Raw genomic sequence first — 22,363 nt, 5'->3', positions numbered from 1 at the left:
TGCGCATGTTCGCAGTCATCAAAACAGGCGGTAAACAGTACACTGTTGCTGCTGACGATCTCCTGAAGATCGAAAAAGTTTCTGCTGAAGCTGGTGAAACAGTAACTTTCGACGAAGTTCTCATGGTTGGTTCAGATGCTGAAACCATCATCGGCGCACCAACCGTTGAAGGCGCATCTGTTGTAGCTGAAGTTGTTGAGCAGGGTCGTGATCGTAAGATCATCGTCTTCAAAAAGCGTCGTCGTCAGAACTCGCGTCGTCGCAACGGTCACCGTCAGGCATTCACTACTGTGAAAATCACTGACATCCTGACCGGTGGCGCGAAGCCAGCTAAAAAAGCTGCGGCTCCTAAGAAAGCTGCTGCTGCACCAGCTGCTGAAGGTTCCGACGATCTGAAGAAGTTGCAGGGTCTTGGCCCAGCAATCGAGAAAAAGCTGAATGCAGCAGGTGTTTCCACCTTCGCACAGATCGCAGCTTTCTCCGCTGAAGATATCGCCCGCGTTGAAGAAGAAGCTGGTCTGAAAGGCCGTTTTGAACGCGATAACTGGGTTGAACAGGCTAAGGAACTCGCAGCGAAGTAATTCGCGCAGTTGCTATCCTAGAGATTAAACGAGGAGTACTTCGTTATGGCTCATAAAAAAGCTGGCGGTTCATCCCGCAACGGTCGCGATTCAGCTGGTCGCCGCCTTGGCATCAAAAAATACGGTGGCGAAGCTGTCGTACCTGGCAACATCATTGCACGTCAGCGTGGCACTAAGTGGCACCCAGGCGCAGGTGTAGGCATGGGTAAAGACCATACTATCTTTGCGACCGTAGAAGGCAAAGTTGCGTTTGAAGAAAAACGCAACGGCCGAACATTTATTAATGTGATGCCAGTGGCGCTCGCCGCTGAGTAACGCTGACGTGGAAATCCAAATCGTCGGCGTCTCATCAAGACCCCGGCGGATTTAGGAAAATCCGGTCAAGATCAAAAAGATCAAGATTAAGGGGTAGATGGGACACCGTCTTCCCCTTTTTCTTTGCCCTGTGGGACGGGCAGCAAGACCGGAGTAGAAACCATGGTAGTTGAATACGAAGAGATCCCAGAAGAAAGCAGTTGCTTTGCGGCCGGGTCGCCGCAGGACACCGCGCGTCTCGTCATCGACCGAGCGCGCAAGGATGATTTGGCTGACATCCTGTTTTTGGCCAACAACCGTCGGATCGCTGAGAAACTGACGAACATGCCGCATCCCTTCACGTACGAAGACGCTAAAGCGCTCGTAAAGCGGTGTGACGTTCAGTTACCGTCTCAAGCGACATTCGCGATCCGCATGAAGAACACTGGCCGCTTTATTGGCGCTATCGGTTTCAATCCGCTTGCCGAAGACTTTGGTGCTGTTCACCTGGGTTATTGGGTAGGCGAGCCATTCTGGAACCAGGGATATGCGACAGAAGCTGTTCAGTCTGTTATCGAATTTGCTTTTGCCAACGGCGTTAAGGAGCTCTCCGCTTCCTGCCGCGTGAGCAACCCTGCCTCGCACCGCGTGCTGACCAAGTGCGGCTTTAAGCAGGATGGAACAACAAAGCTGCATTCTCTCGGCGCTATGGCCGTGGTGGATGCCACACGCTTTACACTGACCCGCACCCAATGGATCGCGAATACGCGATGGGGATCTGCTGGTTAAGTGATGCCAGATCAGCAGGTTGCAGCAAAAGCAACCTGCTTCCGGCAGCGTGATTGTTGTTTGCCTGTAACGGCATACCTTCAACCACACAAACCAGCGATCCTTCTGATCCTGATGCATTCGTCATGTCTGCATTCCGGGTCATCGGGGGCTGCTGCGTTTTACCTTCACTTATCCATTTCAAATAACGACCAGAGAAATATGCGTTTGATTTACAAGGCCTTTTACGATGCTCACCACAACTTTAGATACTCAAAGGCTGCAGCTGCGCCCATTCCAATCTGACGATCTCGCCCGATTTTGGGAGATCGGCCACTCTGATTATGAAATTGCACGCTGGCTTACCGGGTTAACGTGGCCTCCAATTATGATGGAGGCTGAAGCCTTTATCGAAAAGGCCAGTGCAGCAAATCCAAAAACGGACTCGTTTCCGTTTGCCATCGAGTTTGACGGCCAACTCGTTGGCGGTGTTGAAATTGAAAAGCCCGGTGATCTCAAGGAGTTCCCGGAGCTGCCAACCATTGGCTACTGGCTTTCTCAGAAAGCTCAAGGGCAAGGCTTTATGGTTGAAGCATGTGTTGCCGCGCTCCACTGGGGCTTTTCGCGCGAGGCATGTGATGTGTTTGCCGCTCGTGCGTTTGCTACGAACTACTCCTCTCAGAAGACCTTGAAAAAGCTAGGCTTTGAGCCAGCTGGTGTTTGCCTTCGCTACTCTAAACCTCTGCAACAAGACGTTGAGAATATCATCATGCATCTGCCGCGGGATCGGTTTGAGGCATTGCATGGTGATGCGCATGTGATGATGGGAGCTGCGCTATGACCACTTTTCCTCGTTTGAGAACGACCAGCCTGACACTGCGGGAGTGGAGAGAAACAGATGCACCACGTGCACTGAAACTCTTTCAAAATCATAGCATTACGCGCATGCTAACTTCGAAACCACATCCCTTTACCAAGGCGGATGCGGAGGCTTTTCTGCAGACGGCAATCCCTGGTGATCTGAACGAGGCTGTGAACTGGGCCGTTGAACTTCAGGGAGAAGTGATCGGCGGCGTTGGTGCCCGGCCTTTGCATGACACACCTGGCATCGGATGGTGGCTGGCCGAGGAGCACTGGAGAAAAGGCATTATGTTTGAGGCTGTTAGCGAAGCCTTGCGCTACCTTCTTCTTGAACGTGAACTCCCCAAAATCGTTGCGGATGCATTCAGCGATAACATGGGATCGCAAGCGCTGATGCGTAAGCTTGGCTTTGTTCATACCGGGCAAGGAATGGGGAGCAGCGTGGCGCGTCTGGCCGGAGATTATCCTACAGAAGAGTTCGCCATATCCCCGCTGGATTTCATTGCAGCACAACAGCTCAGAGTGCAGGAGGCAGCACAATGACCACTTTCCCTCGTTTGAGAACAGCAAGCCTGACACTTCGGGAATGGAGAGAGACGGATGCGCCGCGCCTTGTGGAACTGCTGCAAAATCAGAACATTACGCGCATGCTGGCATCGCAGCCCCACCCTTTCACAAAGGCAGACGCTGAGGTGTTTCTGCAGAGGTTTATGCCCGGTGATTTAGGTCATGCCGTAAACTGGGCCGTCGAGCTTCAAGGGGTCGTGATTGGGGGAGTGGGTGTCGGTTATCTGCAGCACACACCAGATCTCGCTTTCTGGCTTGCCGAAGAAAAGTGGAAGAAAGGCGTTATGTATGAGGCAGTTAGTGCAGCGCTCAACTACCTTTTGCTGGAACGCGAAGTCCCTTCCATTTGCGCAGATGCCTTCAGCGACAATGCTGGCTCACAGGCCCTGCTGAGGAAGCTTGGTTTTGTCCATACGGGGCGGAATGAGGGGCGTAGCCGCGCCCGTCTTGCCGGAAATTATCCTACAGAAGAGTTCCGCATATCCCCTAGAGATTTCATTGCAGTACAACAGCTCAGAGTGCAGGAGGCAGCACAATGATCTTCCCGGAACTACAGACCAACCGGTTGATTTTAAGAGCACTTCAGCCAGACGATTTTCCTCGGCTGCGGTTTCTGTTCTCTGACTATGACGTAGCACGGATGACGGCCAGTTTTCCGCACCCGATCACAGATGAGTGGGCGCATGAGTTTATCAGTCGTAGCCATTCTTTTGATCTGAAGACGGATGTGGTTTGGGCAATTGATAATGGTACCGGCTTCATTGGGTCCATTGGTGCGCACCGGATTGGAGAATCCGCGTCTCTGGGCTATGCGCTTGGAAAATACTACTGGCGGCGGGGCTATATGAGTGAAGCGGTGCAAGCCGTTGTAAACTATCTGCAAAATGAGCGTAACGTTGAAAACGTTGATGCTTGCGTTTTTTTGGAGAATCCTGCGTCATTTCGCGTTCTTTTGAAAAATGGCTTCGTTCCGACTTCCGTTTGCACGCACTCCTGCGTCTCCAGAGGAACTGATGAGGTGGAGACACAGAACTTCGAACTCAATCTGGGTCAGGCGGTGGAGCAACCACAACTTGCTGTGGCGGGGATAAGATAAAGTGGTTTTTCCAGAGTTGAAAACAGACCGTCTCCGATTGCGCATGATCGATGACGGTGATCTCGATCGCCTTGTTCAACTGGCAAACTCCTACGCGATTGCGAGCATGCTTTCAGGCATGCCGCACCCGTTTACGGAGGAAACTGGCAGGTTTTACATCAGTCGTGGCCGGACCAATGATCCTGCCAGTGTGGTGTTGTGGGCGATTGATGATGGAACCGGTCTGATTGGCTGTATCTGGGCAAAGTTTGAGGATGGCACAGGCTGGACCGGTTACTGGATGGGTGAGCCCTATTGGGGCCGTGGCTACATGAGTGAAGCTCTGCGTACGGTTTTACGTTTTGGGTTTGAACACCGCGCTGTGACACGCTTTGAGGCTGGTGTCTTTGCAGACAATCCTGCCTCTTCTCACTTGTTGGATAAAATGGGCTTCAGCAAAGTTGGAGAAGAATCTATCCCCTCCAAAGGACGTGGTGATACGATGGTTCCTCATATCCGGCTTGCCTTGCCCTTCGCCGATTTCGTGAATCTTGCAGAAGCAGGAAGCTGATCGTCATGAAGACCCAAAATACTTTTCCTGTTCTCCGCAGCGACCGACTTGTGTTGCGGGAGATGCGGGCAGGAGATCTTGAGAGGCTCTGTGCGTATTTAGGGGACTTTGAGGTCTCTAAATCACTGAGCAGTCAGCCGCATCCGTTTTCTGAAGAGGATGGGCGGGATTACATTGGGCAAGCGCTTGCGAACAATACTGCTGAGAATGTGACCTGGGCGATTGAGCTTGATGGGCAGTTCTGTGGTGGTTTTAAAGCCAAAGAACTGCAAGGGGCTGCGAGTGTTGGATACTGGCTTGGGCGGGAGCATTGGGGCAAAGGCTTGATGAGCGAAGCCTTGCAGGTTGTTCTTGCTTATCTTTTTGAAGGGCGGGCGCTTCATGTGGTGCGCACCGGAGTGTTTAAAGAAAACCCGGCCTCAATGCGCGTGCTGACCAAACATGGCTTCAAAATCACCGGAGAGGCCAAACATGTTTGCCGTGCACGAGACAATGCAGAGCTGGATGAGATCCAACTTCAGATAACCCGCAATGACTTTCTTCGCCTGACCAGCACAGACGCGAACACATGAGTATTTAAGATGTTTCCTGAACTTAAAACAGACAGGCTAACATTGCGCCAGTTCAAGCACACGGATCTGGAGCCGCTTTGTACGCACATCAATAATTTTGCGGTCGTGAAAACGCTGGCCATGGTGCCCTACCCGTACACCAAAGCAGATGGGAAATGGTGGATCAACTTTTGCCGCACCACTCCCCTCTCTGAAAAGATTGCCTGGGTTGTTGAGGGACCTGCAGGGTTTTCTGGTGCGATCACGCTGATGAAGCTGCAAAGCGGAAAACCTATTCTGGGGTACTGGCTTGCAGAGCATCTGTGGGGCAAAGGCTATATGAGAGAGGCGGCTGAAGCTGTCACGGCATATGGCTTTGAAACGCTCAAGTTGCCGACGATCTATACCTCCGCGCTTGAAGAAAACCCTACCAGCTTACGTGTTCTGAACAAGCTGGGTTTTCGTGAAGTCGGCAGAGGCTTTTCGACACCACGATCTCGCGAAGGTGAAACACTGCCGAATGTTTCTCTCAGCTTGACAAAAGAGCAGTGGGCTGAACGGCTTACGATTGCTTGAAAGCGTCAGTAACCAACGAAATTCCAGAGTGTTTGAGATCGAATGACCAAGCGCTCCTAAATACAAGAAATTGGACAAAAAATGTTTCCTGAACTCAACACCAGTCGCCTCACCCTTCGCCAGTTTCGGCAGGATGATCTGGAGCCGATTTGTGAGAACATAAATAACTTTGAAGTCAGTAAAATGCTGACTGTGGTTCCTTACCCTTACACCAAGGCAGATGGCGAATGGTGGCTCAACCACATCAACGAGACGCCTCTGACTAAAGAGACCAACTGGGCTATTGAATCTGAGCTCGGATTTGCGGGTGTTATTACCATCCGCATTGGCGAAAGCGGTTTCCCACTCATCGGCTACTGGTTGGGCCAACCGTTCTGGGGCAAGGGCTACATGAGCGAAGCGACCGAGGCCGTGGTAGACTACTGCTTTGAGACGCTTGGTGTCACCAAAGTTACATCCGGTGCTTTTGAGGAAAATGATGGCTCGCTGAACGTGCTGGCCAAAAACGGCTTCCAGACCGTCGGCACTCAACCAGAAAAAAGCCGCGCCCGTGGTGAGGAAGACATCACCCTGATCAACGTAGAACTCACCCGCGACCTGTGGGAAGCCATGCGGGCTGTGGCTGTTTGATGTCTCTTGGCCTGTCGCGTATCAAAGCATGCACGCGACAGGTCGCTTCACTTGCTCAATGGAATAACTGATAGTGAAACAATCAGTTAAACAGCAGCGGTATCATTATGTGCATTGAGGCATGCATAAAAATAACAAAACCCGGCCCAAGCAAGAAAAACAGGCTCCCCATAATCAGTCCGGGCACAAGCATGCGGGTGGCAATTAAGTTCCACATCAATGTGTGATCTGTTTCACCTAGCTCGTGAAAGATAACAAAGGCAATCGCAGCGATAAGAACCGCAGTTAATGCCGACCAAAACACACGATAGATGTGCTTTACACCTGCCAGCAGCCTGAACATGCCAAAGAAGACAGGTGCACTGATCAGCATGCGGAACAATAGTTCCTCACCGTATCCGGCAACCATACCAAAGAGGAAACCGGGGCGTGAGCTTTCCTCGGCTGGAACAAAGTCCGGCAGTTTGCTTCCGAAGATGCTCCAAATTATGCAAGTCACGATGACCGCTGTGCCTGCTCCGGCAATAATCTGCGTGACAGGTGTGTGCCTTTTCAAACCTGCCCAGCCTAGCTTTTTGAAGCAATACCAGCCCAAAATCAGAGACATGAAAATGACAAGCCAGGTTGAGGCGTAGATTGGTATGATCTTGATAAATGGATCAGCCCAGAACATATGGCTTTCATTCTGCGTGCTGAAAGCCAGAAGCGCGATGCAATAGAGAACGAAGAGCTGGGCCCAGACAATTGTCGCCATCAGCTGGTTACGGAACATAGTGGGATAGTAGGTGGGATTTTTCGAGGACATCATTGTGTTTCCCTCGCCCTTCTCTGCTTCAATGTTAAGAAGGTGAGTTGGAGTAGAGGGCTGCCTCTTAAGCTATTTCAGTTTACAGGCAGCCCTGCACATCAGGTCTGGCTCAGAGTTTCTGGCCATTGTTGATGATTGTGGTCGATGACGGAATTGCGTTTACGACAGTTTGAAGTGCCATGCAGGCCTTCTCGCTTGCCTCCACGAGTAAAGCGATCAGCGATGGATCTTCTTGCGACTCGATAATGATGACGGTCTCGATACCTTTCGAGACACCAAGCATTTCCGAGCCCTCTTCAGCCGTCATTCCCGGAATTTTGGATTGGAACTTCATCTTCTGCTCCAGCTTGATGGAGGAGATGTTCAGCTTCCGGGACTGGGCCAGCCCATGCACATGGGTCAGCAAACAGAAGCCTATACCAGCTGCGAGATAAGATAGCGGAGCGGGAGCGGTGTCAGCTCCACCGATGGATGAGCCTTCGTCGCAGAGGAGTTCAAAAGCGCCGAAACCGGGAACGTTGGGCTGCACCACGCCACTCTTGACCAGGCCATCGCCTGTGAGCTCAGCGATGAAATCAACCTCAAGCTCCAGACCGTCTTTTGACTTTCTGACTTTGTTCAGGCTGATGTGCTGCGGCGTTGGCATGGCCTCGGCGCGAGTTACGATGGAATGTGCAACAGTGTTATTGTCAAGCATCTCTACCTCCATAAGTGTACGATACTGTATCGTACACTTATCAGATAAAAATCGCTTTCGTCAAGCTTCGCAAGTTTCGAGCTGCCTCCACGTGGGTGCAGCTAGGCCTTGTGAGCTTTCATGAAGTCGCGTACGCATTGGCGAACATGAGATGAAATTTCTTCATCACTCGGTGCTGACTGAACGCCCAATAGCAACGCAAGGTGCGTGTCTTCGCGCAGCATGCCCATGAAAATGCTTGCTGCTTTTTCGGCGTGTTCAACTGAGATAATTCCAAGCTCATTGGCGAGTTGCAGTTGCTGTGCGATGCTGGAGCTTGCGCGCTTGGGGCCCAGCTGGAAGAAGGACTTCGTGATATGCTGCGCGCGACTGCCCTCTCCAATGAGCATGCGCCAAAGTCCTAAGGTTCTGTCATCATAGATGAGAGTCAACACTGCTTTACCAAAGACAAAGAGGGTCTCTTCCAGCTCCTGAAGAGATCCGCCATCAGCATGAGAATCCAGAGGCTTGATCGAGAGGACTGGCCCTTCCGACAGGTTGCTGACAATCTCTGCCAGCATTGCTTCTTTGTTTTTGAAGTGTCTGTAGACCGTAGTTTTGGAGGCGCGGGCACGCCTGACGATCTCATCCATCGAGGTGTTGGCATAGCCAAGTTCGATAATCGTGTCAGTTGCTATTTCCAGAAGCTCATTTCTGCGCTTCTCGCCACGTGACACCTTTTTTTCCGTTTCCATGCAATGCTTCCAACTCTCAGACAAGTACGATACCGTACCTTACACTAGCTTCTGAGTGGATTGGCAAGAAGAAACGAAGTGGGCAGGTTGGGAACTCGTGAGTAGCTCAATCGATACTCTCAAGATCGGTTCCCAAAGTTCGGAGTGAACTCCAAACAAAAAAGAGAGCGTATTGCTACGCTCTCTTTTTGGAAACTGTGTCGCTCGAATTATACGGTTTCGAGGTTTACAGCGCTCTGGCGGCCGTCACGGCCTGTTTCCAGTTCAAAGGTCACTTCCTGGCCGTCTGCCAAAGTGGAAAGACCGGAGCGCTCTACAGCTGAGATGTGAACGAATACGTCTTTGCTTCCATCTTCAGGTGCGATGAAACCGAAACCTTTGGTGGTGTTGAACCATTTCACGGTGCCTTTAGCCATCGTGATATCTCCTGTTGGATATGCTGTTGCGACATGCAAGCAGCTTTAGCGTCAGGGCAAAATCGAGTGCACTGACGCCATAAGGAGACAGGGAGTCGATAGTCTTAACGTACAGAGGGCATTCCATATATTTACCCTCAAGTAAAGCCCGGCATTTCATAAAGAGCGAAGCTCACGCATTTTTCATACGCACAATGTGGGTGTGCTGAACTCTTTCCTAAGATTTTCTTTGGGGTTTTCACTAAGGTCTTGATCTTCACACACAAGGCCTGTAGGCGGTTTTTCTTCTTTGAGAGATGCAGGGATGCGCATCGGCATACTCAAATAATCCTCACTCAGTGAAAAAATTTCCAAAAACACGTTCTAAGTGCTTGCAATCGGGTTCTGTCCGAGATACTGACCGCCCCCAAGCTTTTAAAGTTCCTCTCGGATTTTGAAATCTCCAAGATACTGTTACCTGGCCGGTTTCCTTCAGTATGAAGCGAAGCGCAGGTGCTGATCACCTTCATGTTCCTGCTGGTTCTATGTGGATCAGGGAGATTGAAGATGGGTCTTGCTCATTCTGTACTGGCTGGCGCGACAGTTTATGCGTTCCGCGACTTTCAGCAGATGGCAGGATAAGGGTCTTGAGCAAGGTTGCGGCAACAGCCTTTTGCTCCCTCGTCCATCTGATTGATCATCCACCAGTTTTTTGGCTGCGTATCGCACTCAGAGATTTGAAATTCAGGAACTTGAAGCGTGGTTTGGATAGCACCGGCGCGTTGCAGGCATGTGGACTGACGGGCTTGACGCTATCTTCGTGTACTTGAACTAAGAGCGCCAGCAAAAATAAGCCAAGCGCTCCAAGAAGAATAAGAAGAGTTTGTCATGTTCCCGGAGTTGCAATCCGAGCGCTTGATCCTACGCGATTTTCGCGAGGGTGATTTTGATATTCATAACGAGTTTCTGAACGATTTCGACGTGAGCAAGATGCTGACCGTGGTTCCGCATCCTTACACCAAGGATGATGGCGACTGGTGGTTTGACCACTGCCGCACCACACCGCATAGCGAAGAAATCAACTGGGTCATCGACAACGGTGAAGGTCTGGTCGGCGTGATCGGCATTCGCAATGTTTCGACAGTGCCTCACCTCGGTTACTGGTTGGCGAAGTCTCACTGGGGCAAGGGCTATGCCAGTGAAGCAACCAATCTGGTTTGTGATTATGTGTTCAACCAGCTGAAAGCGGGTGCAATGAACACCGGTCTGTTCACCATCAACCCGAAGTCTCTGAATGTGCTTCAGAAGAACGGGTTTGAGGTTACCGGAGAGACCAAAGAAAAGAACCGCGCACGCGGCGACATCGAAATGGATTATACGACGGTCACACTGACCCGGGACAGATGGGCATCCATGCAGGCGATTGCAGCCTAAAACTCTCCCATCTCAGCTTATCTTCATTTCGAAAGGCTCGTGAATTGATGTTCGCGAGCCTTTTGGCTGTTTCAGCGCGTACTTTGAAACACCCAGCGTACAGTAACCCGGAAGCCGCGAAGCACTTTTCGGGAGTACGCTTTTTCAAGTTGCGTACTCTTGTCCGAAAACCGCAAGACACTTTTCGGGGGTACGCAGAGCAACAAAATTAGCCAGATTTGCTGTTCCACCCTTGGCGGGAGCGCAATAGGGCTTTATGACGTCCTCCAAAGAACGTCACAGGTGGACGAAAGAGAATAAAATGAAATTCCTCGATCAGGCAAAGATCTTTGTAAAGTCTGGCGATGGTGGCGCGGGTAGCGTCAGCTTCCGCCGAGAGAAATATGTTGCCGAAGGTGGACCCGACGGTGGTGATGGTGGCCGTGGTGGTGATGTGTGGGTTGAGTGCGTTGAAGGCCTCAACACGCTGATCGACTATCGCTATGCGCAGCACTACAAAGCGAAAATCGGCATGCACGGCATGGGCCGCAACAGAACCGGCGCTAAAGGCGACGATGTTGTGCTGCGCGTGCCAGTGGGCACCCAAATTCTGGAAGAAGACAACGAAACCGTTGTTGCTGATTTGACCGAGAAAGGTCAGCGCCTGCTGCTTATGCGCGGTGGTAACGGCGGTTTTGGTAACGCGCACTTCAAAACCTCTACCAACCAGGCACCGCGTCACGCGAACCCTGGTCAGGAAGGCGAAGAGAAGTGGATCTGGCTGCGCCTGAAGCTGATTGCGGATGCTGGCCTTGTTGGTCTACCGAACGCGGGTAAGTCTACCTTCCTTTCTGCTGTATCTGCGGCCCGTCCGAAGATTGCGGACTATCCGTTCACTACGCTGCATCCAAACCTTGGTGTTTGTGAGCTGGACGGTCGCGGCTTTGTGCTGGCTGACATTCCGGGTCTTATCCGTGGTGCTCATGAAGGGCATGGTCTGGGCGACCGCTTCCTTGGTCACGTGGAACGTACCCGCGTACTGCTGCATCTGGTGGACGGCTCTGGCGAGGAAGATCCGGGCGATGCATACCGCACCATTCGCGGTGAGCTGGAAGCTTATGGCCATGGCCTGGACGAGAAGCCTGAAATTGTTTGCCTTTCCAAAGCAGATGCGCTTACTGATGAGCTTCGTGAGGAGCGCTTTAAGTCACTGGAAGAGGCTTGCGGGCAGAAACCATTGATTATTTCTTCGGCCAGTGGTGAGAACATCGACACTGCGCAGCGAATGATCATTCGTGCCATTGACAAGGATAAGCAAGAAGAGGCTAATTCCGTTCCTTCTGATGGAATCGAGGAGTGGCGCCCATAATGGCCCGAAGTCTGAGCGACTATAAGCGCATCACCGTAAAAATCGGTTCTGCCCTACTGGTAGAAAATGGCCGGTTGAAGTGGGAGTGGCTGGAATCTTTGGCGGATGATCTGCAGGCTCTTTCCGAAGCTGGAAAAGAAGTTCTGGTGGTTTCCTCCGGTTCTATTGCTCTTGGTCGTGGTGTGCTTGGTTTGCCCGCTGGCCCCTTGAAGCTGGAGCAGGCGCAAGCCGCTGCTTCCGTGGGCCAGATTGCACTTGCTCAGGCTTACTCTGAAATCCTCGGTGCGCGTGGTTTGACGGCTGGTCAGATCCTGCTAACCCTTGGCGACACAGAAGAGCGCCGCCGTTATCTCAATGCACGTGAGACAATCAGCACTCTGCTCAAGATGGGTGCTGTGCCGATCATCAACGAGAACGACAGCGTCGCGACCTCTGAAATCCGGTATGGTGACAACGACCGTCTGGGCGCCCGTGTGGCGACCATGGCAAGTGCGGACCTGCTGGTGCTGCTTTCTGACGTGGACGGGCTTTACACTGCCGCTCCGCAGACTGATCCGAATGCTATTTTCCTGCCTGAGGTCCCTCAGGTGACGCAGGAGATTGAGGCGATGGCTGGTGCACCTGGCTCGGCGTTTTCATCCGGCGGCATGAAGACCAAGATCGACGCGGCCAAGATTGCGCAGAGCGCAGGCACCACGATGATCATTGCCAGCGGCAAGACGCTGAACCCGCTGGATGCGATTGAGAACGGCGCACGAGCCACATGGTTCCCTGCCCCATCTTCTCCATCCCGCGCTCGCAAGACGTGGATCAGCGGCCACCTGAAGCCGCATGGCACCATCCAACTGGATGCAGGTGCACTGAAGGCCGTGAAGGCTGGCAAGAGCTTGTTGCCAGCTGGTGTGACCAAGGTGGAAGGCACTTTCACCCGTGGTGATGCGGTGCGCATTGTTGATGCGGACGGCCATGATGTGGGGCGCGGCCTTGTTGCCTACGATTATGGTGAGGCCTCTCTCATCATTGGACGCAACAGCAAGGAAATTGAAGCCATTGTTGGCTACCCGGGACGCGCTGAGATGATCCATACGGACGACCTTGTGCTCTCTACATCTGATTTGGACAATTCATAGAAACTGTTTAGGTTGAGCAAGTTCAACCAGTGATGACTTAAGGGTTTTGCAGATGCTGAATACTTCTGAAGTGGCAAATGCGGACAACACCAATGTTCGCGACCTGATGGCAACCATTGGCAAGAAAGCGCGCGCTGCTGCACGTGTTCTTGCAATTGCCCCCACAAGCCAGAAGAACAAAGGCCTGGAAGCGATGGCTGCTGCCGTTCGCGCTGCAACCCCGGACATCCTGAAAGCGAATGCTGTTGATCTGGAGAGCATGAAGGCCAATGGCCAGCTGGCTTCGTTCATTGATCGCGGTACGCTGAATGAAGAGCGCATTGAGGCAATCGCCTGCGCGCTGGAAGACATTGTAAAGCTGGACGATCCTGTTGGCTCCACCATTGCTGAGTGGCAGCGTCCAAATGGTCTGGACATTTCCCGCGTGCGCACGCCTCTTGGTGTGATTGGCGTGATTTATGAAAGCCGCCCGAACGTGACTGCAGATGCTGGTGCTCTGTGCCTTAAAGCAGGTAATGCGGTTGTGCTGCGTGGCGGTTCTGACACCATCAACTCCAACCTCGCAATCTACAAAGCCTTGCAGGATGGCCTTGCGGATGCTGGATTGCCAGTTGATGCGATCCAGATTGTGCCGGTGAAAGACCGTGCGGCTGTTGGTGAGATGCTGAAGGGGCTGGATGGTAATCTGGACGTGATCATTCCACGTGGTGGCAAGAGCCTTGTTGCCCGCGTTCAGGATGAAGCCCGCGTGCCAGTGTTTGCGCACCTTGAGGGTCTGGTTCACATCTTCATCGACAAGAAGGCCGATCTGGATAAGGCGATCGACATTGTCGTCAATTCCAAGATGCGCCGAACAGGTATCTGCGGCGCTGCTGAGACCCTTCTCGTTGATGAAGCTGTCGCGGCAACCATTCTGCCGCCAATTCTTGCAGCCCTTCAGCAGATGGGCTGCCAGATCCGCGGTGATGAAGAAGTCATGATGCTGTGCCCGACCGCTTCTGAGGCGACAGAGGACGACTGGTCAACCGAGTATCTGGACGCAATCATCTCAGTGAAGATTGTTGGTGGTCTGGAAGAAGCGATCGAGCATATCGGTACCTATGGTTCCAACCACACCGACTGCATCATCACTGAAGATCAGATTGCAGCCCGCAAATTCTTCGCTCAGGTGGATTCAGCGATTGTTCTTCACAATGCATCCACACAGTTTGCCGATGGCGGTGAGTTTGGCATGGGTGCTGAAATTGGCATCGCAACAGGCCGCATGCATGCGCGTGGTCCGGTTGGTGTTGAGCAGCTGACCAGCTTCAAATACGTTGTTCGCGGGAACGGCCAAACACGTCCATGACGAACACCAAACCGCACGCGATAGAAAATCACGGTAAGCTTTGGGGCAAGTTGGGGAACGTGCAGCCGGACTGGATGCGCCTTCCCTATGCGGCTGATGGAAATCGCATTGGTTTGTTTGGAGGGTCGTTCAATCCCCCGCATCCCGGCCACTTGCTTGTGGCGGAAACTGCTCTGCGGCGCTTGAAGCTGCATCAGGTCTGGTGGCTGGTTACTCCGGGCAACCCGCTCAAATCTCATCGTGATTTAGCACCCTTAGAAGAGCGCGTTGCTGCGGTTAAAGACCTTGCGCGGCACCCACAGATGAAGGTGACCGCCTTTGAAAAAGTGCTGGGCACCTCCTACACTGCAAGCACTGTTCAGCAACTGCAGGTGCGGCGCCCGCATCTCAAGTTTGTCTGGCTGATGGGTGCGGACAATCTCTCCAATTTTCACCATTGGCAAAACTGGCAGAGCATTATAGAAGGGGTGCCGGTGGCAATTGTTGACCGGCCCAAAGCGACCCTTTCGTCGCTTTCCGCTCAAGTTTGCCAACGGTATGCCTTTGCTCAACTAAAAGAAAAAAGTGCAGACCAACTGCCTGAGTGCAAAGCCCCGTGCTGGACTATTTTACGCGGTCCGCTGGACGAAACCTCTTCCACTCTACTGAGGAATAGAGGACACACCCCAGGGTAACTTTGCGCTTTTTGCGGAAACTAGTGTCTTGAAAATGCCATAGGGACCTGAGTATTCTTCTTGACGGAAGGCTTGAGTTTGTGCATTTCAAGCTTTCTCTAACAGCAGACTACTGCTTTCTCTAACCATGGCGAGGGCTCTTAAGCTGACCATGACAACTCAACATGAAGGGACGGACACCATCGCTCCTCTTCAATCGCACGATCCCACCAAGGATGGGGATGTGCTTGCACTGATCCTCAACAGTCTGGAAGATTCCAAGGCTGAGGACATCGTATCACTCGATCTGGCTGGCAAGTCTGCATTGGCTGATCACATGGTTGTGGCTTCTGGCCGCTCTCACCGCCATGTGGGCGCTGTTGCTGACCACTTGCTCCGTGATCTGAAAAATGCTGGCTACGGTAACGCTCGCGTAGAGGGTATGCCGCATTGTGACTGGGTGCTCATCGATATCGGTGATGCAATCATTCACATTTTCCGCCCAGAAGTCCGCAGTTTCTACAATGTAGAAAAGATGTGGTCTGCGGATAGCTCTGCACCAACGCAGTTCATCGGATAGTATCAGTGCTTCTTTGAAGCACTGAGTATTGCAGTATCCAGTTTCTCTGCCCTTTCAGGGAATGAGGGAGTCTGGACAATTGCCGCTGATGCAGGTGTTGAACCATCTGCATGAGATCTTCTTGCGGGCAACTCTGAACTAAACCCGGAGACTTTATGAAAGTCACGATTGCCTGCGTTGGCAAAATGAAAGCTGGCGCGGAAAAGGACATGTACGAACGCTATCTGGACCGGGCTCGAAAAGCTGGCCGTTCCGTTGGCATCACCTCCGTGTCCGTGGTTGAATTTTCAGAGAGCCGGGCATCCCGCACGCAAGACAGAAAAGACGAAGAGGCGCAACTTCTGCTCAATGCGCTTCCTTCCGGCGCGATCCTTATTGCACTGGATGAGCACGGCAAGGCACTTTCCAGTGAGGCCTTTGCCAAAAAGGTTGGCGGCTGGGCTGATCAGGGCATCTCTGACGTGGTTCTCGCCATTGGCGGTGCAGACGGGCACGGACAGGCGCTGCTGCAACGCGCCGACCTGAAGCTGGCCCTCGGCTCCATGACATGGCCCCACCAGCTGGTCCGCATCATGTGCGGCGAGCAAATCTACCGCGCCATCACAATTTTAACTGGACATCCCTACCACCGCGCGTGATTGGCGTGGGGGTTGCCTTTCTTTTTCCAAGATCATCGACCAACTGTGTTTTCTGCTTGCCCATTCCGGGTGGCTGGGCTGTTTGCGCATCGTGGATATTGATGTTTTTACTGGAAGTCGCTAAGCCTGCAACGTGGTTGACACTTCCTTAACGCTGTGTGGAGCATTATCCTCGGCGTTAACTTTGAGGCCGTGTGCCTGTTTTTCTACAGGATTGGTCTGCGTCGACGTTTAGAGCAAGCTGCGTACGCGCATCATGCTCTAACACTTTGTTAAAGCGTATTCTTGCCCGAAAACCGGGACCACCTATCGGGAATACGCCATAGTATTGAAGAAAGTCAGCGTTTTGCTCAGCGCTGCACTTTGGGAGTTCAGTTGTTGCGTTTTAGGGGAAATCTGCTCCTCCAATTGCTGACAAGCTTTGCCTTGTTTTTTGTGGCTGCCTTTGCGTTGCCGCTGCAAAGTACTGCGCAAAAACTGACGAACGTCTCCTTTAAAATTGAGAAGGATGCGATTGATCCTGAAGATCCGGCTGCTGAGGCATTGCGCCAGAAGCAGGCACGAGAGAAAGAGCTTCGTGATCTGAACCAGAACATCTCGCTTTCCAAAGAGAAGCGGGAGGAAATTCAACGGTCTATTCGTGCGTTGGAGCGGGATGGTGAGAGCCTGAGCGGTGAGCTGATCCGCACCGGTGAGCGCATGAAGAAGCTGGAAAATCAGCTGGAAGCCACCGAAGCCCGGTTGGGTCGCCATAGAAAAAATGAACAATCTGTACGTGCGTCATTGAATGAACGTAAAGATGTTTTAGCTGAAGTTTTAAGTGCTTTGCAAAGGATCGGGCATCGCCCGCCGCCAGCCATGGTCGTTCGTCCTCAGGATGCTCTTGGCGCGGTGCGCAGTGCGATCCTGCTGAACTCAATCATGCCGGAAGTGCGGATTGAGGCGGAAGCACTGGCAAGTGATCTTGCTGAATTGTCTCGGCTTCGAGCAAAAATTGAAGCAGAGCGCAACAGGGTTCGAAGTGGTGCAATACAGATGGCGGAGGAGCGCCATCGTGTTGAATTGCTTTTAGAAAAGAAGAAGGCAGCACGGCAGGAAAGCCTTGCAGCGCTGGAAGCCGAGAAGGCTCGCGCCAGGGAACTTGCCGAAAAGGCAACCTCTTTGAAAGAGTTGCTTGCTAACCTTGAGCGAGAAGTGGAAAGCAGCCGCCGGGCAGCAGAAGCAGCGCGGCTTGCGGACATTGAGCGGCAGAACCGGATTGCTTCCGGAGATCCGTTTGCTGATCCGAGCCGGTTGAAACCGGCTGTTGCTTTTTCGGAGACCCTTGGGCTGTTGCCTGATCCGGTTTCCGGCACGCTCCTGCAAGACTTTGGGGTTGCAGATGGATTTGGTAACGTAACCACTGGCCAATCCATTGCGACACGCCCGAATGCCCAGGTCACCTCCCCCACTGATGGTTGGGTGGTGTATGCAGGGGATTTCCGCTCATACGGGCAGATGGTAATTGTTAATGCAGGCGGCGGATACCATGTGCTTTTGTCCGGTCTGGACAACGTCATGGTGGAGTTAGGGCAGTTTATTCTAGCTGGAGAGCCAATCGCTAAAATGGGAGAAACGCGCCTTGCGAGCGCTAATAACCTTAATTTTAGTTTGGACCAGCCGGTTTTATATGTAGAATTCAGGAAAGACGGCACTGCAATCGACCCCAACCCATGGTGGTCACGCGCCGAAAACGAAAAGGTTCGCGGATGATACGGAAAGCATCGCTTTTGCTGGTTGGCGTGGTCATGGGGGCTACGGCGGTCGTAACATACTCTCAGGCCCCATTCAGATTTACTGAACCAGCTTCAGCTGCGTCTGCTGATACGTACAATCAGCTTAATCTGTTTGGCGATGTATTTGAGCGTGTACGCTCTGATTATGTTGAGGAGCCAGCAGACTCCAAACTGATCGAAACCGCCATCAACGGCATGCTCACAAGCCTTGATCCGCATTCCAGCTATCTGCCACCAAAGAGCTTCCGCGATATGCAGGTACAGACCCGCGGTGAGTTTGGCGGGCTTGGCATTGAAGTGACCATGGAAGACGGCCTTGTGAAAGTTGTCGCTCCAATTGATGACACTCCGGCATTTAAAGCTGGCGTTCAGGCAGGTGACCTGATTACCCATCTTGATGGGGAACAGGTTATGGGCCTTACCTTGAACGAAGCTGTCGAGAAGATGCGCGGGCTGGTTAATACAGACATTACCATCACCGTTCGTCGTGAAGGCCTGAACGAGCCGACCGATATTACAATCACCCGTGATGTGATCCGCATTCGCTCTGTTCGCTGGAACAAAGAGGAAGACATCGGTTACATCCGCATCACCCAGTTCAACGAACAGACCTTTGACGGTCTGGAAACCGCTGTTGATGAGCTGACCGCTGAAATCGGCGAGGACAACCTGAAGGGCTTTGTGCTGGATCTGCGCAACAATCCGGGTGGTCTGCTGGATCAGGCAATTGCTGTTTCTGACGCGTTCCTGAACCGCGGTGAAATCGTTTCTACCCGTGGCCGTAATGCTGAGGAAACCCAGCGCTACAATGCTCGCAATGGTGACCTGACTGAAGGTGCGCCTGTGATCGTTCTGGTGAACGGCGGTTCTGCTTCAGCCTCCGAGATTGTGGCTGGTGCATTGCAGGATCATCGCCGTGCGACCATTCTTGGCACACGTTCCTTCGGTAAGGGTTCTGTTCAGACCATTATTCCACTGGGTGCGAATGGCGCTATCCGCCTGACAACTGCACGCTACTACACGCCTTCCGGCAACTCCATTCAGGCGAAGGGTATCCGCCCTGACATTGTCTCCTTGCAGGAACTGCCAGATGAGCTGAAGGGCCGTGCAGAAACCAAAGGCGAAGCTGGTCTTCGTGGCCACCTTCAGGCTGAAGAAGGCGATGAAGGTTCTGGTAGCCAGGCTTACGTGCCACAGGACAAAGACAAAGACGTGCAGCTGAATCTGGCGAAAGCCCTGCTCCGCGGTGAGAAGACTGATGCAGCCTTCCCACCAAGTGCAGATAGTGCAGCTAACACATCTAAATGATTTAGAGCCCCGGGCAGTTCATCTGAATTGCTCGGGGCCTAACTGTTTGATTTCAGGCATATGCCGCTCCGAAAACCGGTAGCTACATTTCAGGGATATGCTATAAAGTGATATTGTACGCCGCGCTGAACCTTCGTTTGGCGCGGCGGAATTTTATGACAGGGTGGGGGCACCAATGGTTAGGAGCGATTTGACAGCTCCGCTTGGAATGAACAAGCGTCGGAGCATCGGGCGATTGCCGCTCGGCCTGATTGGCGTCGCCATCATGACTGTCATTTTCACCACCGGCTTCATCTGGATTGGCATTGTTGATGACCCCAATGGCGGCGAGCCAATGGCAACCATCGAACTTTCCAGCGCACTTGACGGCGTTGCTCCCAGCGACATTGAAATTGTTGACCTTCCTGATGGTTCTCAGCTGGATCTGATTGAAGCGGAACAGTTTGACGCCAATGGTGTTGGCCCTGACGGCAGCTACCGCCCTTCCCGCCAGCTTGGATCTGCTCTGAAAGATCAGGCCAGTGGGCCGACATCGCTTGTCGACCTAGCACGCCGCGTTGATTATGAGGGGCTGGATGGCGGCTTCTCCAGCGAGTCGCTTTCTACCGAACCGATTGAACAGCTTCTTGAGCCGAACAAGTTCGGATCACTTCCTAAGATTTCTCCTGAAGGGGTGCGTCCGCTGGATGCTTATGCGCGGCGGCCTAATCCGGCGACGCTGACGCAGGCGCGGATTGCTATTCTGATCAACGGTATCGGTCTTAACTCCGATATGACGATCAAGGCCATTGAGGATCTTCCTGCTGACATCTCGCTGGGGCTCTCTCCTTATGGGGACGACGTCAACAGCTGGATGGAATCTGCACGCCTTTCCGGCCATGAAGTGCTGCTTCAGGCACCGATGGAGCCCTTTGATTACCCGGATAATGATGCCGGACCGCAGAGCCTGCTGACCAATCTGGATCAGAAGCAGAATGATGAGCGCCTTTCCTGGGTTCTTGGGCAAACCAGCAACTATGTTGGGCTTGTGAATTTCATGGGCGATCGCTTCACCTCGAATGAGACTCGCATGAACGAGTTTTTGAGCAAGGTGCGGGACCGAGGCCTCATGTATGTTGACGATGGCTCCTCCCCTCGTTCCAAAGCTGGCCAAGTGGCTGGAACGCAGAAAGTGCCGTTTGTGCAGGCTGATCTTGTGCTGGACCAAAACCTGAGCGCTGAAGCCATTGGCACTCAGCTGCTGGAGTTGGAAACCATCGCACGCCAGCGGGGCATTGCTGTTGCGACTGCGACGGCCTTTCCGGTGACATTGAATGCGTTGGAAGCGTGGTCTCAACGGCTGGAAGAGCGTGGACTGTCTCTCGTTCCAGTTAGCTCTGCCATCAATTCAACACGTTAAATCTGCAGCGTTGTTGCTCCTTCAAACACAGCTTTGAGTGAGCACAGCAAACCAAGATCACTTTTCGGGGATACATCATCGAGCAGGCCGCGCTGAGGCCTGAACGTGGTTTATGCTCATCCTTCATCAAGCAGTCTCTACTTGCGTGCACCGTCTGCACCTGGGGGCAGCCTAAAGATATTCGCACATTGGACCGGACATGACTGATTATAGTTCTCTTCCTTTTCGCCCTTGCGTTGGCATCATGCTTATCAATCGGGATGGGCTTGTCTGGGCCGGCAAACGTTATGGCGATAAGCAGCCTATTCCTGAAGAGTATGCTTGGCAGATGCCGCAGGGTGGACTGGATAAGGGTGAAGACCCATTAGAGGCTGCCAAACGCGAGCTTTTTGAAGAGACCTCCGTCAACTCCATCAGCCTGCTGGCGGAAGCGCCGGACTGGTTCTCCTATGATTTTCCCGATGAGATTCAACGCAAGGTGCGCAAGGCGAAGTATCGCGGCCAGACCCAACGCTGGTTTGCCTTCCGCTTTGATGGAGACGACAGTGAGATCAACATTCTCACTCCTCCGGATGGCCATGCGCAGGAGTTTTGTGAATGGCGCTGGGAGAAGGCAGAAAACTTGCCAGGACTGGTGATACCCTTCAAGCATCAGGTTTATGTTGATGTGGTTGAGGCGTTTTCTGAGTTTACGGCTTAACGCGGGTTTTAGCGGTTGCAGTCGTAGTCGCGATCAGGTGAAGAACCGTCTTCTGGCTTCTTGCTCAATGGCATGGCGGAGTTGCAGGTCTGCAAGCTTCGCCATTTCTTTTTTCCAGTTCGACGTACCTTCAGCTTCCTGAACCACCTTACGCTGAATGTCGATTTCCTTCTTCAGCTCAATCTCTTTCGGAACAGCGCCAGCGTCTGCCATGATCCGCATGCCGGCTGCCGTGTCATAGGCACCCGGAGCACGGGCTGGAAGTGGTTTGCCTTCCCCTTCCAGATTGCTCATCTGCCCCTCAGCTTGTGCTTTCAGGATCTGACGCTCAGCAAGACTTTTAAAACTCATTGTTCTCACCCTATTTTTCTGTCGGGCTGACTGAAAAAGTGTAGGTTAGGCCTAAATGATGACCTTTAATTTGTCAATATAATTGACAAATGTAGATATTAAGCAAGATAAATCATATGCTTAAGAAACCAGAATCAAAGACCGAGCTGCTCTATGCGGGCATTCAGATGACACGGCCGTTGCTGCGGACGATCAGTATGCGTGTAGAAGCAGATCTGGAAGGCACGGATCTTACACTCGGGCAACGCGCTGTGATGGAAGCAGCTTTGGTGCTTGAACAGGCAACAGCACCCGAATTGACCGACTTTCTGCAGTTGAAGCGGCAGTTTGTGGCCAAGATGCTCAAAGAATTGCTGGACAAGAAGATGGTGGAGCAGCTGAGCAACCCTCGGCACAAACGCTCCGTGTTTTATCGCCTGACACCTGGTGGCAAAACGCTGATCAAAAAAGTTCGCACCGCTGAGATGAACAAGGTAGAAGAGTTCGCGCAGTCATTTTCTGACGAAGAAGTTGAGACTTACTACCGTATGCAATGCGTGCTGAATGACGCATTGGCTAAACGGTCATAGGTTCGCTCTTTAGCGATTGCCG

General features: G+C 52.6%; 28 protein-coding genes. 23 read left to right on the top strand and 5 right to left on the bottom strand.

All coding sequences use genetic code 11. The features are described 5' to 3' along the window. Positions 1 to 5: 5 nt before the first annotated feature. The 11 genes from rplU to PSE_RS03510 all read left to right on the top strand — a co-directional run bounded on the left by rplU (position 6) and on the right by PSE_RS03510 (position 6,474). Positions 6 to 581 carry a 50S ribosomal protein L21 gene (gene rplU, locus PSE_RS03560; RefSeq protein WP_041768857.1) on the top strand — a complete coding sequence of 192 codons (576 nt, stop codon included), beginning with the start codon at positions 6 to 8 and terminating at the stop codon, positions 579 to 581. A 45-nt stretch (positions 582 to 626) separates the two neighbouring features. Next, the gene (gene rpmA / locus PSE_RS03555) at positions 627 to 896 is read left to right on the top strand and encodes a 50S ribosomal protein L27 (protein WP_008548714.1); all 270 of its coding nucleotides are present in this window, start codon (positions 627 to 629) and stop codon (positions 894 to 896) included. Positions 897 to 1,058: 162 nt separating this feature from the next. Continuing rightward, the gene (locus PSE_RS03550; RefSeq protein WP_014283596.1) at positions 1,059 to 1,664 is read left to right on the top strand and encodes a GNAT family N-acetyltransferase; all 606 of its coding nucleotides are present in this window, start codon (positions 1,059 to 1,061) and stop codon (positions 1,662 to 1,664) included. 229 nt (positions 1,665 to 1,893) lie between these two features. Continuing rightward, positions 1,894 to 2,484 (top strand): GNAT family N-acetyltransferase, encoded by a 591-nt coding sequence (locus tag PSE_RS03545; RefSeq protein ID WP_083841542.1) that lies wholly within the window; start codon positions 1,894 to 1,896, stop codon positions 2,482 to 2,484. Further along, positions 2,481 to 3,047 carry a GNAT family N-acetyltransferase gene (locus PSE_RS03540; RefSeq protein WP_014283593.1) on the top strand — a complete coding sequence of 189 codons (567 nt, stop codon included), beginning with the start codon at positions 2,481 to 2,483 and terminating at the stop codon, positions 3,045 to 3,047. Before PSE_RS03545 ends, PSE_RS03540 begins: the two co-directional genes overlap by 4 nt. Next, positions 3,044 to 3,610 (top strand): GNAT family N-acetyltransferase, encoded by a 567-nt coding sequence (locus tag PSE_RS03535; RefSeq protein WP_014283592.1) that lies wholly within the window; start codon positions 3,044 to 3,046, stop codon positions 3,608 to 3,610. The genes PSE_RS03540 and PSE_RS03535 overlap by 4 nt, the downstream gene beginning before the upstream one ends. Then, entirely contained in the window at positions 3,607 to 4,167 is a 561-nt protein-coding gene (locus PSE_RS03530) for a GNAT family N-acetyltransferase (protein WP_014283591.1), read from the top strand. The genes PSE_RS03535 and PSE_RS03530 overlap by 4 nt, the downstream gene beginning before the upstream one ends. Before the next feature lies 1 nt (position 4,168). After that, positions 4,169 to 4,717 (top strand): GNAT family N-acetyltransferase, encoded by a 549-nt coding sequence (locus PSE_RS03525; RefSeq protein ID WP_041767910.1) that lies wholly within the window; start codon positions 4,169 to 4,171, stop codon positions 4,715 to 4,717. A gap of 5 nt (positions 4,718 to 4,722) precedes the next feature. Next, positions 4,723 to 5,289, top strand: a complete 567-nt coding sequence (locus tag PSE_RS03520; RefSeq protein WP_041767908.1) for a GNAT family N-acetyltransferase — start codon at positions 4,723 to 4,725, stop codon at positions 5,287 to 5,289. A 9-nt stretch (positions 5,290 to 5,298) separates the two neighbouring features. After that, a complete protein-coding gene (locus tag PSE_RS03515) occupies positions 5,299 to 5,844 on the top strand; it encodes a GNAT family N-acetyltransferase (protein ID WP_014283588.1) in 546 nt (181 codons plus the stop codon). A gap of 81 nt (positions 5,845 to 5,925) precedes the next feature. Next, a complete protein-coding gene (locus PSE_RS03510; RefSeq protein ID WP_014283587.1) occupies positions 5,926 to 6,474 on the top strand; it encodes a GNAT family N-acetyltransferase in 549 nt (182 codons plus the stop codon). An 82-nt stretch (positions 6,475 to 6,556) separates the two neighbouring features. Here the strand turns inward: PSE_RS03510 and PSE_RS03505 are convergent, their stop codons facing one another. The 4 genes from PSE_RS03505 to PSE_RS03490 form a co-directional block, all read right to left on the bottom strand. Continuing rightward, a complete protein-coding gene (locus PSE_RS03505; protein ID WP_148266079.1) occupies positions 6,557 to 7,147 on the bottom strand; it encodes a hypothetical protein in 591 nt (196 codons plus the stop codon). 244 nt (positions 7,148 to 7,391) lie between these two features. After that, positions 7,392 to 7,979, bottom strand: a complete 588-nt coding sequence (locus tag PSE_RS03500) for an OsmC family protein (RefSeq protein WP_051125870.1) — start codon at positions 7,977 to 7,979, stop codon at positions 7,392 to 7,394. A 101-nt stretch (positions 7,980 to 8,080) separates the two neighbouring features. Beyond that, entirely contained in the window at positions 8,081 to 8,713 is a 633-nt protein-coding gene (locus PSE_RS03495) for a TetR/AcrR family transcriptional regulator (protein WP_014283584.1), read from the bottom strand. A 209-nt stretch (positions 8,714 to 8,922) separates the two neighbouring features. Then, the gene (locus PSE_RS03490) at positions 8,923 to 9,129 is read right to left on the bottom strand and encodes a cold-shock protein (RefSeq protein WP_008548532.1); all 207 of its coding nucleotides are present in this window, start codon (positions 9,127 to 9,129) and stop codon (positions 8,923 to 8,925) included. A gap of 867 nt (positions 9,130 to 9,996) precedes the next feature. On the opposite strand from PSE_RS03490, the gene PSE_RS03485 reads away from it, so the two are divergent. From PSE_RS03485 to PSE_RS03435, 11 genes are all read left to right on the top strand, one after another. Further along, positions 9,997 to 10,542 carry a GNAT family N-acetyltransferase gene (locus PSE_RS03485; RefSeq protein ID WP_008548525.1) on the top strand — a complete coding sequence of 182 codons (546 nt, stop codon included), beginning with the start codon at positions 9,997 to 9,999 and terminating at the stop codon, positions 10,540 to 10,542. 301 nt (positions 10,543 to 10,843) lie between these two features. Beyond that, a complete protein-coding gene (gene obgE, locus PSE_RS03480; protein WP_008548573.1) occupies positions 10,844 to 11,890 on the top strand; it encodes a GTPase ObgE in 1,047 nt (348 codons plus the stop codon). After that, the gene (gene proB / locus PSE_RS03475; protein WP_014283582.1) at positions 11,890 to 13,020 is read left to right on the top strand and encodes a glutamate 5-kinase; all 1,131 of its coding nucleotides are present in this window, start codon (positions 11,890 to 11,892) and stop codon (positions 13,018 to 13,020) included. The genes obgE and proB overlap by 1 nt, the downstream gene beginning before the upstream one ends. A gap of 46 nt (positions 13,021 to 13,066) precedes the next feature. Further along, a complete protein-coding gene (locus tag PSE_RS03470) occupies positions 13,067 to 14,368 on the top strand; it encodes a glutamate-5-semialdehyde dehydrogenase (protein ID WP_371260836.1) in 1,302 nt (433 codons plus the stop codon). Further along, positions 14,365 to 15,042 carry a nicotinate-nucleotide adenylyltransferase gene (locus tag PSE_RS03465; protein ID WP_014283580.1) on the top strand — a complete coding sequence of 226 codons (678 nt, stop codon included), beginning with the start codon at positions 14,365 to 14,367 and terminating at the stop codon, positions 15,040 to 15,042. The genes PSE_RS03470 and PSE_RS03465 overlap by 4 nt, the downstream gene beginning before the upstream one ends. A 151-nt stretch (positions 15,043 to 15,193) precedes the next feature. Next, complete coding sequence (rsfS, locus tag PSE_RS03460) at positions 15,194 to 15,601, top strand: ribosome silencing factor (protein ID WP_014283579.1); 408 nt, start codon at positions 15,194 to 15,196, stop codon at positions 15,599 to 15,601. A 155-nt stretch (positions 15,602 to 15,756) separates the two neighbouring features. Next, positions 15,757 to 16,239, top strand: a complete 483-nt coding sequence (gene rlmH, locus PSE_RS03455; RefSeq protein ID WP_008548248.1) for a 23S rRNA (pseudouridine(1915)-N(3))-methyltransferase RlmH — start codon at positions 15,757 to 15,759, stop codon at positions 16,237 to 16,239. Positions 16,240 to 16,614: 375 nt separating this feature from the next. After that, the gene (locus PSE_RS03450; RefSeq protein WP_208608928.1) at positions 16,615 to 17,991 is read left to right on the top strand and encodes a murein hydrolase activator EnvC; all 1,377 of its coding nucleotides are present in this window, start codon (positions 16,615 to 16,617) and stop codon (positions 17,989 to 17,991) included. Further along, positions 17,988 to 19,322 carry a S41 family peptidase gene (locus PSE_RS03445; protein ID WP_041767905.1) on the top strand — a complete coding sequence of 445 codons (1,335 nt, stop codon included), beginning with the start codon at positions 17,988 to 17,990 and terminating at the stop codon, positions 19,320 to 19,322. The genes PSE_RS03450 and PSE_RS03445 overlap by 4 nt, the downstream gene beginning before the upstream one ends. Positions 19,323 to 19,497: 175 nt before the next feature. Continuing rightward, positions 19,498 to 20,721 (top strand): divergent polysaccharide deacetylase family protein, encoded by a 1,224-nt coding sequence (locus PSE_RS03440; RefSeq protein ID WP_208998076.1) that lies wholly within the window; start codon positions 19,498 to 19,500, stop codon positions 20,719 to 20,721. A gap of 199 nt (positions 20,722 to 20,920) precedes the next feature. After that, a complete protein-coding gene (locus tag PSE_RS03435; RefSeq protein WP_041767902.1) occupies positions 20,921 to 21,421 on the top strand; it encodes an RNA pyrophosphohydrolase in 501 nt (166 codons plus the stop codon). Positions 21,422 to 21,454: 33 nt separating this feature from the next. Here PSE_RS03435 and PSE_RS03430 read toward each other — a convergent pair whose 3' ends face one another. Beyond that, on the bottom strand, positions 21,455 to 21,772 hold the full coding sequence (locus PSE_RS03430) for a DUF1992 domain-containing protein (protein ID WP_014283573.1): 318 nt from the start codon (positions 21,770 to 21,772) through the stop codon (positions 21,455 to 21,457). A gap of 116 nt (positions 21,773 to 21,888) precedes the next feature. Here PSE_RS03430 and PSE_RS03425 point away from each other — a divergent pair, with 116 nt between their 5' ends. Further along, positions 21,889 to 22,341 carry a MarR family winged helix-turn-helix transcriptional regulator gene (locus PSE_RS03425; protein ID WP_014283572.1) on the top strand — a complete coding sequence of 151 codons (453 nt, stop codon included), beginning with the start codon at positions 21,889 to 21,891 and terminating at the stop codon, positions 22,339 to 22,341. Positions 22,342 to 22,363 lie beyond the last annotated feature (22 nt).

Origin of the sequence: Pseudovibrio sp. FO-BEG1 (assembly GCF_000236645.1) — a bacterium.
Lineage (GTDB): Bacteria > Pseudomonadota > Alphaproteobacteria > Rhizobiales > Stappiaceae > Pseudovibrio.
The sequence above is the reverse complement of the archived record's forward strand: the minus strand, read 5'-3'. Positions and strand labels throughout refer to the sequence as shown.